Genomic DNA, 14784 nt, shown 5'->3' with positions numbered 1-14784 from the left:
TCAAAGTCTCAAAATAGCCCGTTACTATATGTCTATGTTCAACTTATATAAATCCAAATCTGAATCTGCCAATTCCCATCATTTTTAAGACTGTACGCTGAATATCCGCCCCAGGGCGTTACCGCTTGGTTAAAGACAGGGGAGGGCCTTATGAAACTGTATTAGTTATGAAAAAGAAAAAACTTGACCTGGCGAAAAAGCTGACCCTCGCCAAAGAAACGGTGGCCACTTTGACCGTAAAACAAAAGGGCGCCATTAAAGGTGGGGAAACTGTGTTTTGCGACACTTACGACCCGGCCTGGACCTGTGAATCCAATCCCCGTCCTACGAATGTTTGCATGTAGTGATGGCTGTTAACCCGGCGTCAACGATGGTACACCCAATTTAACCCGTAAATCCCTGTTATGAGAAAAAAGAAAATTGCCCTCGGCAAGAAATTGTCCCTCAACAAGGCAACTATCTCTACCATGACCATTCAGCAGCAAGCTGTTATAGGTGGCGGTCCGTTTACCGTTATGCCCCGTTGCATTGAAACGGTCGTACAAACCTGTATCACCTATATGCCCGGACAGGACCAGTGCTACATATGCCCTGAAGGTTAACCTTTAAGCCGGTAATACCCTTCCCCTGCGGTATTGTTAGGGCAGGGTATGCCCTCCCTCAAATGCTAAGTATGAAAAAGAAACAAATCATTCTCAGTAAGAAACTGCTGCTGAGAAAAGATACTGTCGCATCGCTGAACGTGCAGCAGCAAGCCAAAATCGCCGGTGGTGTTCCGTTAACATGGTGGAGCGCCTGCTGTCAGAATACCCGTGAGGTTACGTGCCCTGATGGATGCGTCCGTACTTCTGAACCAAAGTAATTCAGCTTTTTGAACCCGGACACACCATCCGTTGTACCGCGGACGGCGGAGACGGTGTCCACCTAAAACCTCCTCAATTATGAAAAAGAAAACACTCCAGCTGAGCAAAAAACTGCTGCTCAAAAAAGACACCCTCGTAACGCTGAATCAACAGGACCAGGCAAAGCTCGCCGGTGGCGCCCCGCTCACCTGGTGGAGCGCATGTTGCGTGGAAACTGATGAAGTGACCTGCCCTGTGGATTGTGTAAGAACAACCAGATAATCATGATAGCTGAACATCCGCCCCATGGCTACAGACAGGGGAGGGCCTTATTTTTTTATCCACCAACATGAAAAAGAAAAAAATCGATCTCAGCAAAAAACTGCTGCTGAACAAAGAAACTGTCGCATCATTAAACATATCCCAGCAGCAGCAACTGGTGGGAGGCGTCGCTACGCGCGACATCGTTTGCATGGAGGATACCCGCTATATCTCCAGCTGCGTCGCTACGCGCCCGTCGCCTAACTCACCCTGCTGCCAGATACCCTGATGGTAAAAGGGTATCGGTCACCGGATGACCAGGGAACAACTCCTGCATGAGCACACCCCCTGTCTCCGTTCTTTTCCCAACAGGGAAAGCCCGTCTTTCCCTGTTGTACACCATTAAACCTCTGCTGACAAATGAATAATACCGCGACACAGTTAAGATACATCTATCATGACATCATCCCCCTGTTAAGGGAACGCAAATACAAAGCCGATTATAACACCAGCCTGTTCAAAGGTCCCTGGGGCGCGCTGTTGTTCATGTTCTACTACGAACAGTACGCGGATGATCAGGCGGACAATGCTACCGCACTGCTGGAGGAACTATATGCTGAATACGCACCTGAAAAAGGAGATAACTACGCCTTCTGCAACGGCCATACCGGCCCTTTCTGGCTGCTGGAACACCTTACCCGCCACGAGTTCCTGGACCTCGATATCAACGAACTGGCCAGCGATTTCGTTACCGCTACTATCCTGCAAAGTAATTTCCACCTGGAACACCAAAACTACGACTTCCTCCACGGCAGCTCCGGCATGTGCAACTTCCTGCTGCGTTTCGCCAGCCGCCCCGATGTGGCCGCACACCTGGAACATTTTGTTCAAAAACTGTGGGACAACAGCGTCATGACTGACAAAGGCCGCAGCCTGCCCTTCTTCTATACACACGATAAGCCGGAAGGTATCTTCTGTAACTCCTTTAGCCTCGCCCACGGCTCCTGCTCCCTTCTGATCATTGTAGCAAAAATATACCAGGCTGGTATCGCACAGGAACGCTGCCAGCGCCTGATCTCTGAAAGCATCCCCTTTATCCTGCAACACCAGAATACCGTTGCCGACGATTCCATGCATGCCCTCTACCCGGCTATCCTGGATGGGAAATCCACCGAAAGCCGCCTGTCCTGGTGCTACGGCGACCTGAACGTGGCCATGATGTTGTGGCATTGCGGCAAAGTGTTCAATGAAGAACCCTGGAAAGAAGAAGCCCTGCATATCATGCGTTACAATATGCGCCGCGATACGGATGAAGCGGCCGGCATCGTAGACAACTGCCTGTGCCACGGCTCCGGCGGTATCGCTGCCTTCTACCGCAAATTCTGGTTCGAAACAGGAGACGAAGCTTTCCTGCAATGCGCCAACCACTGGCAGGAAAAAGCCATCGAAAAAATCGTCTTTCCCGAGGATCACAGCAAACATGGTATCAAAATGTGGCTGGGCAAAGACAAGCAGTGGGAATACGTATGGGACCTGCTCGATGGCAGCAGCGGCGTAGGATTGTCTATTTTATCCCAGATGCACCCGCAGGCATTGCCATGGGACGAGTGCTTCCTGCTCTCCTGAAAAAAATATTTTATCATCCGAAAAAGGAACAATTATGGCTTTATCGCATACAGGATTTTTCCTATTAAGAAGCCCGCTATACCCGGTGAACCGGTATCGTGACGTGCTGGAGGACAGCCTCCAGGAGCTGGCAGACAAGAACCCGCTGTTCCTGTATGCCCTGTGCATCGCCTCCGGCGATCTGCTCAAAGAGCTGGAAAGGTTCCTCAGTGATCCGGCGTCCTTCAACAAAAAGAAGACCGACAAACTGCGTAAGTCCCTGTATAAATACTGGGTGCGCGCCTGCTCCCGCAGCACGCCCTACGGCCTCTTCGCCGGCTGTACCACCGGTACCATCGGCACAGACACACAGCTGCTGATCAATGACATGAAAGACGCCTACCAGTATGTGCGTCTCGATATGGACTATTACACCCGCATCTGCTATCATATCAGCCAACAGGCAGATATCAGCACCGCCTTACGCTACTATCCCAACAACAGCATCTATAAATCAGGTGATAAATACCGCTACGCGGAATATACCATCAACAACAACCGGCGCAAATACCTGCTCACCGCCGTGGAAGACTCGGTGTTTATGAGCGCCATCATCCGCGAAGCCGCCGCCGGCCTTACGATCGGACAGATCGTACAGGTGATCCACGAACAGGACCCCTCCATCACAGAAGAAGAAGCAACCGCCTTCGTCCGTGAACTGATCGATTCCCAACTGCTTATCGCAGATACCGAGCCCCGGATTACAGGAGATGATAACCTGCAATCCCTCACAGACCGCCTTTTATCCATCCCCGATGCCAGTACCTTCCGTGACGCACTGCTTGCACTGCAGGCACTGTTCCGGCAACAGGACTTCGAAAGGTCCCGCCTGGCCGCCATCCATCAACAATGCGAAAACGCTTTCCCCATCAACATCCCTAAAGACCTGCTGCAGATAGACCTGTTTAAAACAGCGCAACAATGCCAGTTGAGCGAAACACTGGTCAACGATATCCTGTCACAGATCCACCGGCTGATGGCTCTCTGTCACGGCTATACGAAAGGGCAGACGGAACTGTCCTCTTTCATCACCCGTTTCATGGAACGCTACGAATCGCAGGAAGTGCCGCTCAACCTGGTGCTCGACGGGGAAACAGGCATCGGCTACGGCGCCGCTATCGAAAATACCGTTCACGCGCCCTTCGTGGAAGACGTGGCCGGCGCCCCCGGCCAGGAAAACCACACCGTGTCCTGGTCACCAATGCAACAACTCAGTCTCGATAAATACGAACAGTTCTTACAGCAGGGCCTCTCCGAAGTGACCATCACCGACGAAGACCTGCAAAAACTCGGCGACCCTGAAACCGTGCCCATGGCACGCAGCTGCTACCTCTTCGGCAGCCTGCAGGCCGCTTCTGCGGAAGCGGCAGACAAAGGCGAATACAAGTTCGCCCTCAACTCCATGGGCGGCCCCTCCGCCGCCAACCTGCTGGGCCGCTTCTGTAACGGCGACGAAGTGCTGACGGAAAAAGTAAAAAGCATCCTCGACGAGGAAGCCGCCGCCTTCCCCGACGTCCTCCTCGCGGAAGTGGTACACTTCCCCGAAGCACGCGCGGCCAACGTGCTGATACGGCCTACGCTGCGTCCCTACGAAATACCCTACATCGGTGTAGCCGGCACCCCGGAAGAATACCGCATACCGGTGAACGATCTCATGGTGTCCGTCAGGCAAAATGAAGTCATCCTCAGAAGTAAACGGCTCAACAAGCGCGTGATACCACGCCTCAGCTCCGCCCATAACTACGGCTACAACAGCCTGCCTATCTATAAGTTCCTCTGCGATCTGCAACATCAGTCCGTCATGTCGTATATGAGCTGGGACTGGGGCGTGTTCGGCAACCGCAAACGCCTGCCCCGCGTGGTGTATAAAAACATCATCCTCAGCAAAGCTACCTGGACGCTCACCAGCAAAGAGACAGAACATCTCGGCGATGATGCGGAAGCCAACCAGCGTTTCATGGACCAGTACCGCGAACAACAGAAAATGCCGGAAAAAGTACTGCTCGCCGAGTCAGACAACGAACTGCTGCTGGACCTGACAGCGCCCGCTGCGGTAGGGCTGCTGCTCGACCACGTAAAAAAAATGTCGTCGGTAAAACTGAAAGAATGCCTGCTGGCGGAAGAAAGCGGTATCGTCCGCGATACGGGCAACCAGGCCTATGCGCATGAACTGCTGCTGCCGCTGCGCTCTGTGCCCGTTGCGGAAAAAACGGCCGCGGAGAAACCTGCTGCGGAAAAGCCGCGGCCAGCCGCCATGGCAGCGCCGGCCACTATGCCGGTACGCAGTTTCGCTCCCGGCAGCGAATGGCTGTACGTGAAAGTCTATTGCGGTTTCCGCGTGGCGGAAGAACTGCTGGCCACCTGGTTTGCAGAACAGCTGCCGCAATGGCAGGAAGAAGGTCTGTTTGAAGAGTTCTTTTTCCTCCGCTACGGCGACCCGCTGCCACATATCCGCCTCCGCTTCCGCAACCACCGCCAGCGGAGCAATAACGATGTGGTCCTCCACCGTATCCAGACAGGGCTGCAGCCGCTGGTAGACAACGGACAGGTATCCAAAATACAATGCGATACCTATATCCGCGAACTGGAACGCTATGGCGCCGCTACCATGCACCTCAGCGAACAGCTGTTCAGCGCCGACAGCATGGCGGTGCTCGGCATCGTCAGCATGCTGGAAGGAGCAGAAGGAGAAGACTACCGCTGGCGCATGGCCCTGCGGGGCACCGATATGCTGCTGGAAGATTTCGGCCTCACACCCACAGAACGCAAGCAGCTGCTGGCAGGCCTGCGCGAAGGGTTTACCACCGAATTCGGCGGCGCAAAAACACAACACAAACCTCTCAACGATAAATACCGGAAACACCAGCAGGAAATCGCCTCCTTCCTGCGCGCCGAGAACGACGAGACCAACGACATCGCCGAAGCGGTGGAATTCCTCCGTCAACGGTCGGAAATAACCGCCCCCCTGGCGCAGCAGATACGGCAACACTACCAGAACGATAACCGCTATTTCGATATCCTGGCCAGCCATATCCATATGTTCCTCAACAGGATATTCGTAGCCAAACAACGCAAACACGAAATGGTGATCTATCATTTCCTGGAGAAATACTATTTATCGCAACTGGCGATGGAAGCAACACTGAAATAAATGGCTTTTACTACTTACAGACAACTGGACGCGATGGACTGCGGGCCTACCTGCCTGCGGATGGTGGCCAAACACTACGGCCGCGAATATCCGCTCGACTACCTGCGCGAACTGGCCAATATCACCCGGGAAGGCGTAAGCCTCCTCGGGATCAGTGAAGCAGCAGAGAAAATAGGCTTCCGCACCAACGCAGTGAAGATCACTTTTGAACAGCTGGACGAAAACGTGGAGCTGCCCTGTATCCTGCACTGGAACCAGCAACACTTCGTGGTGCTGCCGCCGCAGAACTACAACCGGCACAACCCCAAAGACAAAATACTGGTGGCCGACCCGGGCCATGGCCTCGTCAAAGTGGACAAGGAAACATTCCTCCACTGCTGGCAGGGAAAACAAAACCATGGCGTGGTGCTGATGCTGGAGCCGGGAGAACAGTTCCTCCGCCAACAGGGACCAGCACGCGCCGCTACCGGATTCCGCTTTCTGTTCGGCTACCTGCGCCCGTACCGCAAGTACGTGGTGCAGCTCTTCCTGGGCCTTATTCTCGCCAGCCTCCTGTCACTCATCATGCCCTTCCTGACACAGAGCCTGGTAGACTACGGCATCAACCGCCACAACGTACACTTCGTATACCTGATACTGATATCCCAGCTGGTGCTCTTCGCCGGCTCCACGGCCATCGAGATGATCAGAAGCTGGATATTGCTGCATATGAACAGCCGTATCAACATCAACATCATCTCCGATTTCCTCATTAAACTGATGAAACTGCCCATCCGCTTTTTTGACAGTAAAATGATCGGTGATATCCACCAGCGCATCGGCGACCATACCCGCATCCAGAATTTCCTGACAGGCACCACCCTGTCCACCCTGTTCTCGTTTGTCAACCTGCTGGTGTTCACCGCCGTACTGGCGGTATACAGTATGAAAATACTGCTGGTGTTCGTGCTGTTCAGCGCCGCCGCCATCGGCTGGATCTTCTTTTTCCTGCGCCGCCGTAAAGCACTGGACTACCGGCGCTTTCAGCGTATGAGCGACAACGAGAACGTGCTCTTCGAACTCATCACCGGTATGCAGGAGATTAAACTGAATAACTGCGAAACAGCCCGGCGCTGGGAATGGGAACATGTACAGGCTGGCCTCTACCGGATCAACGTAAAAAGCCTCGCGCTGGGGCAGTACCAGCAGATAGGCTCCGTTTTCTTCAACCAGCTGAAAAATATCCTCATCTCTTTCATCAGCGCCCGGGAGGTCATGAACGGAAACCTTACCCTCGGCATGATGCTGTCTGTCAGCTATATCATCGGGCAGATGAACAGCCCGCTGGACCAGTTGCTGACCTTCATACAGTCCGCCCAGGACGCCAAAATGAGCCTGGACAGGCTGGGAGAGATACACAACCGGCAGGAGGAAGAGAAAAGGGACCTGGCGCCGCCCCCGTCATCCCGGTCAGACGGCAGCGGCGATATCGTGCTCGAAAATGTATCTTTCCAATACGGCGGCGCGAAGTCGCCTTTTGTGCTGAAAGACATCGACCTGGTAGTGCCCGAAGGTAAAGTGACGGCTATCGTAGGCACCAGTGGCAGCGGTAAAACCACCCTCATGAAACTGCTGCTGCAGTTTTACGAACCTACCAGCGGACAAATAAGGATAGGGGAGCAGGACCTGCAACAGCTGTCGCCCAAATGGTGGCGCCGCCAGTGCGGCAATGTGATGCAGGACGGGTTCATCTTCTCTGGCAGCATCGCCAAAAATATCGCCATCAGCGACGAAACCATCGACAACGACAAACTGGTGCATGCCGCCGAAATGGCCAACATCCGCGACTTTATCGAAGAACTGCCGCTGGGCTATCAAACCAAGATCGGTAATGCCGGCAGTGGTATCAGCGCCGGCCAGAAACAACGGATACAGATCGCCCGCGCCATCTATAAAAATCCGCATTACCTTTTCTTCGATGAGGCTACCAGCGCGCTGGATGCAAACAACGAACGGGTGATCATGGACAACCTGGAGCAGTTTTTCCGCGGCAAAACCGTCGTGGTGATCGCCCACCGCCTCAGTACCGTAAAACATGCGGACCAGATCATTGTGCTGGACAGGGGCCGCATCGTGGAAACCGGTAATCACGCCGCACTCACCGCCCGGAAAGGGAACTATTTTGAACTGGTAAAAAATCAACTGGAACTGGGAGGATAATGCCATGCCGGAAAAAAAAACGATACAACACCTCAACGGCCATACGCTGCACTCCTCTCTCACCGAGGTGAGGAGCGAAGAAGTGCAGGAGATCATGGGAAAGATGCCCCCCTGGATGGTCCGCAGCGGTATCACGATGATTGGCATCGCGATGGTGCTGGCCCTCACCGGCGCCTGGTTCTTCCGTTACCCCGACGTGCTGCCCATGCCGGTCAGGGTAACACCGCAGGAACGCTCCTTTATCGTGCAGGGGCATATTCCTGCCGCTGACGCCTGGCGCATAAAAGCCGGCCAGCAGGTGATGCTGAGGCTCACCGCCTACCCGTCGGATACCTACGGCCTGCTGCCCGGCACCGTTACCTCCGACGCCGTGGCCGAAACAGACAGCAGCTTCCGGGTAGAAGTGAAACTCACACAAGGCATGTTGTCGACCAGCGGAAAACAAATACCGGTGCAACCGGTCCTGACAGGGACCGCTGAAATTATGACAGACGATAAAAGTCTGCTGCAACGGATACTGGGCAAAGCCCTGGCGCCCCTGATGACGGAGTAATCCGCCATCGGAGGGCGTTTGGTTACCGTTGTAGATGTCTTGTAGATACTTTTTTTAACGGCTTGTAGATGTGATGTTACCCCCGAAATTGCACAAAACCCCTAAAGTTTGTCATCTTTGTGGCTGTTTAACCACACCATGATCGGATGAAAAAAAAGATTGTTCTGTTAGTATGTTGCCTGTTTACAAAGATTGTTATTGCCCAGCAAACTATCGTTGCTTTCATTCCTGACGAAAATATCCGCGCCATCGGCCTGTTTACTGAAGGTCTGGCCTGGGCCAGGGTGTCTGGCGGTAACCTCGGTTATATGGATACCACCGGTAAAATGATCATCGCTCCGCAATTCCGGGAAGCCGGTACCTTCCGGGAAGGACTGGCCGTCGTGGGTCAATCGTTCGATGGCCATATCCGCTACGGGTATGTCGACCGCCAGGGGCGCCTGGTGATACCCTGCCAGTATGAAGCGGCGCATGACTTTTCCTGCGGACGGGCGGCCGTCAATAAAAAAGGCGTCTGGTCCTATATCGATCGCCAGGGAAAGACAGCTCTCGGGCCGGCATTTGTCCGGATAGATACCACCATCGATAAAACCTACGGCGGCGTTTATAATCAAATAAAAGCCAATCCCCTCTCTTTCCGTAACGGCCGCCTGCTGGTGCGCAAAGGGCAACGGTACGGTTTTGTGGATACTGCCGGCCACTGGGTGATTCCACCCACCTATGCCAGGGCCGGGGAGTTTTCCGATGGCGTGGCGGTAGTGGCCGGAAAAGAGATCACCAGCGACAGCATGCCCGGCAACGGGCAACTGGCGCAACTATATAACCGGTTGCCCGCAGGTAAACCGGAATATATGACCAACGTCATTGATACGACCGGTAACCTGCTCTTCACCACCGGCGTAAAGGAATTGAAAGAATTTACCGATGGCGTGGCTTTCTGTTATCAGGACGATCAATGGCGCCTGATAGACAAAACCGGGAAGATCCTGGCCACCCCCACATTTGACGATCTGCCCTATGCCATCTCCTCCGGTGTGTTTTTCGCCCAGGTAAACGGAAAAGAGGAAGGTAACAAAGACGGCTATCTGCAGATATATAATACGGCCGGCCAGCCCATCGGCAAAATGCCACTCTGCGATGCAGCGGGCAATTGTATGTACGATTCCCACCTCGGTTACTTTAGCAACCTGCTGGCTGTACAGATGGAAAGCCGCTGGGGCTTTGTAGATACTACCGGAAAACTGGTGATCGCCCCTTTTTATAAAGAGATATCAGACTTCGCAGGCACCCATGCCGCGGTGAAAACGGCCGATGGAAAGCTGCTGGTACTGCGTAACCCCACACTTTAACAGCTCAGCATCTATGGTAGATATGAAGCACAGTACATTTGTTATCCGCCTCGCCGGCAGCTTACTCCTGCTCGCCGGTACCGCCGGGGCCCAAACACCGGAAACCGCCGGTTACCTCGACCGCTTCGAGGGCGAGTTTGCAAAAATTCAGGTCAACGGGCACCAACAGCTGCTGCACCGCAGCGGTAAAGTAATAGTGGACAAAATCCAGGAGGTGAGCTCCTACCGGCTGGTATCGGCAGTGAAACAAGGCGCCTACGGCGTCGTGGACCGAAAAGGAGACATCATCGCCCCATTCCGCTACGATGCGGTAAAGGTGCTGGGAGAAAGCAACCGGGAAAATCCCGGTGAAAATTACTGCCTCATCACGGTAAAACTGCAGGGCAAAACAGGTGCGGTAGACAGCCTGGGCAAGGTGCTCTGCCAGCCGGAATACAGCGATATCGAAGTCCTGACGCCCAAAACCTTCAGCATCAAAAAAAACGGGCTGTATGGCTGGTGCGATATGAAAACCGGCAAACTCCTGCAGGAACCGAAATATACTGAAGTGTCCCGCTCCTATGTGATCGATGGTCTGATCACCATCCAGTCTCAGGGTAAAAACGGCCTCGCGCTGGAAGACGGCACCGTGCTGGTGCCACCCAAATACGAGCGGTTTATGGGCTGGGACAGCCAGCAACTGTTCAGTTACTATGTGCCCGGAGGAAAATGCGGCCTGATGGACCGGCAGGGGAAAGTGCTGACACCGGCCATCTACGACGACATCAACGCAGGTCCTTCCGACGCGTTGGTGGCCGTGAAGGTACAAGACAAAACCGGTCTGCTGGACGTCGCCACCGGCAAACTGAAAACGCCCCTGCAATATACGCGGGTAGACCGCCTTGGGCCGCTGTTCCAGGTCTGGAAAGGCAACCTCTGCGGACTCACAGACAGTATGGGCAAAGAGGTAATTCCCGCGGTCAACACGGAAATTCAGCTCTATGATAGCAAAGGTCACAGCGTTCTGGGCGCCATCGTTTCATTGGGTCCTTCATCAGCAGCTTATACGCCACCTTATTACGCAGTGGCGAAAAAAGGCGCTACGGCGGCTTTTTATGATGCTTCGGGCAAACAACTGCTGCCTTTTGACTACAGCGATATCCGGTTGCTGCCGCTCCATGACAAAGTATACGCGGCGCTGTTAAAAGATACGCGGTGCGGTCTGGCGGATTTGTCCGGTAAAATAGTGATGCCGGTGCAGTTTGCAGGAATCGACAATAACTATGGCACCAGTAACTATAATGACGATGCCGCCGGTGAAGAGAAAAATAATTTTATCTGTGTGTTGAAAGAGGTGAAGAAAGGCGAGGCAGGCGTCGGGTTGTTTAATATCGCTACCGGTCAACTGGTGATTCCTGCTGTTTATTCCGGTCTCCGCTGGCAGAATGCGGATATGATCCGGCTGGAGCAGGGCGATAGCTCCGGTCTTGCAGACAAAACAGGCAAAATCATCCGCCCGCTGAAGAAATACGGCGCGTTTGATGCTGTCAGCCCTCAGCGCATCGTGGAAAAACGTTATGCTGATGATGGCAGCACCACACTGCTCACAAATAAAGAAGGCCGGGTGCTGTATGAAAACAAATACTGGGAGTTCTCCCCCTTGTCCTTCAACCGGCTGCTCACGCCGGAGGCCCGCAAAACATGGCCCCTGCAATTCAACAGTGGACTGCTGAAGGTAAAAGGCTACTCCCGCGAAAACCAGTTCGTGGATACTGCCGGTAAACCGGTGGTGTTCGACGAATACAAATATGTAGGCGATTTCAATAACGGTATCGCCGTAGCCACTACGCAGGATGATCGCGTGGGTATCATCAGCATCGATAAAAAAGTAGTATATCCGTTGGTGTTAGATGACCTGGCGCCCGCAGACGATGAGCTGCTGAAAATGAAACAGGGCAAAAAAGCCGGAATGCTGCGCAAAGACGGTTCCGTCTTCCTCCCGCTGGAATACGATGATATCGACCGGGTATATGATACCTCTCTTTACATTATCACCCGCCAGGGTAAAAAAGGAGTGTTGAATGCGGAAGGAAAGGAACTGGTGCCGGCAGCTTACGATGAAATCCGCTATAACAGGGATAGCCGGATGTTCGAGGTAACAAAAGACAATAAAGCAGGATTGCTGGGGGCAGACGGCAGTACCCTGGTGCCGGCTATATACGATGACCTTGATCAAAACCAGGCCTGGGGAGACAATTCTCCTTTCCCGGTGCTGGTGAAACAGGGAGAATGGTACCTGTATCTCGACGCACAGGGAAAACCGTTGCCTTATCGTGCTAAAAAGAAAAAAGGATATAATGATTAGAAAGACAGGCTTCTTTATAGGTCTTGTGCTGACAGTGCATGCCTTGCAGGCGCAGCAGGGGTCCGTTTTCACCAACGGCCTGGCCCGCATTGTGACAAAAGAAAAAAGCTGGTTTATTGACACCACCGGTCAGAAAGTGTTTGATAAGATTGTCGCCGTCTATCATCCGGTGGACAGTGTCCGGGAGGGAAGCGTTTACTCCGATACGGAAAAGAATATGCTGATCGTGAGCAGCAATGGTAAAAAAGGATTGATCAGCGACAAGGGACAATGGCTGTTGAAGCCGGAATACGATCAGCTGGAAGTAAAGTTCAACGTCTGGCTGGAAGTGCGTAAACAAGGTAAGATGACTTACGCGGACACCCGGGGTAAATTATTGGTGCCGTTACAGTTTGAACAGGTGGGCATCCTGGACGATGACCGTTACGATGTAAAGCAACAGGGAAAATGGGGTATCTACGATGTACGCCGGCAAAAGCTGGTGATCCCGGCCGAATATGATGAAATAGATTATTGCGGTGGCTGCGGAATGAAAAGTGAATACCTCTACGCAAAGAAAAACGGGCAGTGGGGCATCATCAGCGCTGCCAATGAAGTACTGGTGCCTTTTGCCTTTGAGCACAGCCACTCCCGGATGCGCAGCGATGAGTGGGTGTGCAGTTTTCGGCAGCATGGTAAAGACGTGGTGGTCAACATCCCCCGGAAAAAAGTATATGGGGAACCGTTATACAGCCAAATGGAAGTGATCGGCGACGCTATGCTGAAACTAAAGAAAAATGGCCGCTTTGGACTAATAAACCGCAACGGGGAACAGGTGCTGGATTTTGTGTATGACGATATTTCCGATCCCTACGGGCAGTTTGCCAGTGGCCCTTTCCTGACTGTACACAAAGACGGTAAGACCGGCATCATTGATATGACCGGCCGGGTAGTCATACCACCGTCGCTGGATGAAGAAGTGATCTGCTCGGGTGATTATGTTATAGCGGCACGGAATGGTATGTACAACGTGTTTGACAGTACCGGGAAGCCCTTGCTGAAGGAAGACTACAGCGGGATTGAACCGATGAAAACCGTAGAAGGGATGGCCCTTTTTGCGCTGAAACAAAAAGCGCTGTATGGATTTTTTAACCCGGTGAACGGGACGATAGTAGTGCCGGCCTTTCACGAGGTGGAGGTCATCTCCTCAGAGAAAGGCAAAGGGCTGATAGCGGTGACCTATCAGGACAAATCCGGCCTGTACAAGCCGGATGGCACCATGCTGCTGCCCCTGAAATACAGCAGTTATGAGCTGTTGAATGATCACCTGCTGTTGGTGAAAACCGGCGCCGGTACCGGCCTTTTCGATGCCGATGCACAACAGGAGATTATCCCCGCAAAGTTCAAATATATAAACCGGATGCCGGAAGACAGCTCGCTGTTGAGCGTGGCGACGGAAAATGAGTCCGGCGATATTGTTTACGGCCTTTACAACACGGCCGGCAAAGAACTGGCCTCGCCGGTGTACACTTACATCAATCCGATGAACCGCGACCAGTACCTGTTGATGAAAGAGAAATCATATGCGGTCCTCTCGCTGTCAACCGGTAAGATTGCCGCCTTGCCATATACGGAGGTAACGCCTGCCGATGCGCCCAATCTGCTGATCGTGTCAGACGGCCGCCAGTCGTACGTCTGGAATGTGGCGGAAAACAAGGCCGTGTCCCCGTCTTTTCCGATGGTGAAGAAATATGAGGACGATACCGTGCTCGTGTCGCCGATCGGAAGATTCGCCTTTGGCGTGGCGCAGGTGGTGAAAAACGGAAAAATGGGCTTCATCAATGTCAGCGGCAAGGAAGTGGTGCCTGTTATTTATGACGGCGCATCGTTGCTGCCACAGGGCGCTATCCTGCTGGCCCGCAGAAACGGCGATGACTGGAAATACGGATATGCGGATACTACCGGTAAACTATTGGTGCCGCTGGAGTATGATTATAACGTGAACGGGTATATCTATGATTACGAAGACAGTACTTATCTGCCGCTCTATAAATCGGAAGGCGGTTACTCCCGCGCCTATAAGAAAGGGATGGCGGGCCGTGACGGAAAAATACTGGTACCTGCCATCTACGACAGGGTATTTGTCGGAAGTAACGGCACCGGCTTTTTAGCGGATAAAGACCGGCAGTTTACCATCTTTAATGCTGCCGGAAAGGAAGTCACCCCGGCGAGATTCTCTGCCGTGATGCTGGATCCTTCCGTCAACCCCTATGCGAATGCAGCGGTGTTGTCCTATCCTTTATTGTGCCGGCAGGGAGAGCGGTATGTATACCTGCTTGCCAACGGGAAAACGTTGCCGTTGCAACTGACGGACGTGGTCCGGTTTGAAGAATTCGACAGTACTATAGAGTACCATCCGTAAAAAACTGACTCATAAAAAA

The 14784-nt window shown here is 53.1% G+C and carries 12 protein-coding genes; all 12 read left to right on the top strand.

From position 1 onward, the window contains the following. The first annotated feature begins 167 nt into the window (after positions 1-167). The 12 genes from HF324_RS23025 (at position 168) to HF324_RS22970 (ending at position 14765) form a co-directional block, all read left to right on the top strand. On the top strand, positions 168-344 hold the full coding sequence (locus HF324_RS23025) for a class I lanthipeptide (protein WP_168804734.1): 177 nt from the start codon (positions 168-170) through the stop codon (positions 342-344). A 60-nt stretch (positions 345-404) separates the two neighbouring features. Further along, entirely contained in the window at positions 405-602 is a 198-nt protein-coding gene (locus tag HF324_RS23020) for a class I lanthipeptide (RefSeq protein ID WP_168804733.1), read from the top strand. Positions 603-673: 71 nt separating this feature from the next. Then, entirely contained in the window at positions 674-862 is a 189-nt protein-coding gene (locus tag HF324_RS23015) for a class I lanthipeptide (RefSeq protein WP_168804732.1), read from the top strand. A 79-nt stretch (positions 863-941) separates the two neighbouring features. Next, positions 942-1124: a class I lanthipeptide gene (locus HF324_RS23010; protein ID WP_168804731.1), complete on the top strand. Its 183-nt coding sequence runs from the start codon at positions 942-944 to the stop codon at positions 1122-1124. A gap of 67 nt (positions 1125-1191) precedes the next feature. Next, the gene (locus tag HF324_RS23005; protein WP_168804730.1) at positions 1192-1392 is read left to right on the top strand and encodes a class I lanthipeptide; all 201 of its coding nucleotides are present in this window, start codon (positions 1192-1194) and stop codon (positions 1390-1392) included. Positions 1393-1523: 131 nt separating this feature from the next. Continuing rightward, positions 1524-2729, top strand: a complete 1206-nt coding sequence (locus HF324_RS23000) for a lanthionine synthetase LanC family protein (protein ID WP_168860917.1) — start codon at positions 1524-1526, stop codon at positions 2727-2729. Between the two features lie 34 nt (positions 2730-2763). Continuing rightward, positions 2764-5919 (top strand): lantibiotic dehydratase, encoded by a 3156-nt coding sequence (locus tag HF324_RS22995; protein ID WP_168860916.1) that lies wholly within the window; start codon positions 2764-2766, stop codon positions 5917-5919. Further along, the gene (locus tag HF324_RS22990) at positions 5920-8118 is read left to right on the top strand and encodes a peptidase domain-containing ABC transporter (protein ID WP_168804727.1); all 2199 of its coding nucleotides are present in this window, start codon (positions 5920-5922) and stop codon (positions 8116-8118) included. Between the two features lie 4 nt (positions 8119-8122). Continuing rightward, complete coding sequence (locus tag HF324_RS22985; RefSeq protein WP_168804726.1) at positions 8123-8671, top strand: beta-barrel domain-containing protein; 549 nt, start codon at positions 8123-8125, stop codon at positions 8669-8671. 146 nt (positions 8672-8817) lie between these two features. Continuing rightward, positions 8818-10020: a WG repeat-containing protein gene (locus HF324_RS22980; protein ID WP_168804725.1), complete on the top strand. Its 1203-nt coding sequence runs from the start codon at positions 8818-8820 to the stop codon at positions 10018-10020. A gap of 22 nt (positions 10021-10042) precedes the next feature. Further along, entirely contained in the window at positions 10043-12364 is a 2322-nt protein-coding gene (locus tag HF324_RS22975; RefSeq protein ID WP_168860915.1) for a WG repeat-containing protein, read from the top strand. Next, complete coding sequence (locus tag HF324_RS22970) at positions 12357-14765, top strand: WG repeat-containing protein (RefSeq protein WP_168860914.1); 2409 nt, start codon at positions 12357-12359, stop codon at positions 14763-14765. Before HF324_RS22975 ends, HF324_RS22970 begins: the two co-directional genes overlap by 8 nt. Positions 14766-14784 lie beyond the last annotated feature (19 nt).

Origin of the sequence: Chitinophaga oryzae (assembly GCF_012516375.2) — a bacterium.
GTDB classification, from domain to species: domain Bacteria; phylum Bacteroidota; class Bacteroidia; order Chitinophagales; family Chitinophagaceae; genus Chitinophaga; species Chitinophaga oryzae.
This window is presented reverse-complemented; position numbering and strand designations above follow the sequence as displayed.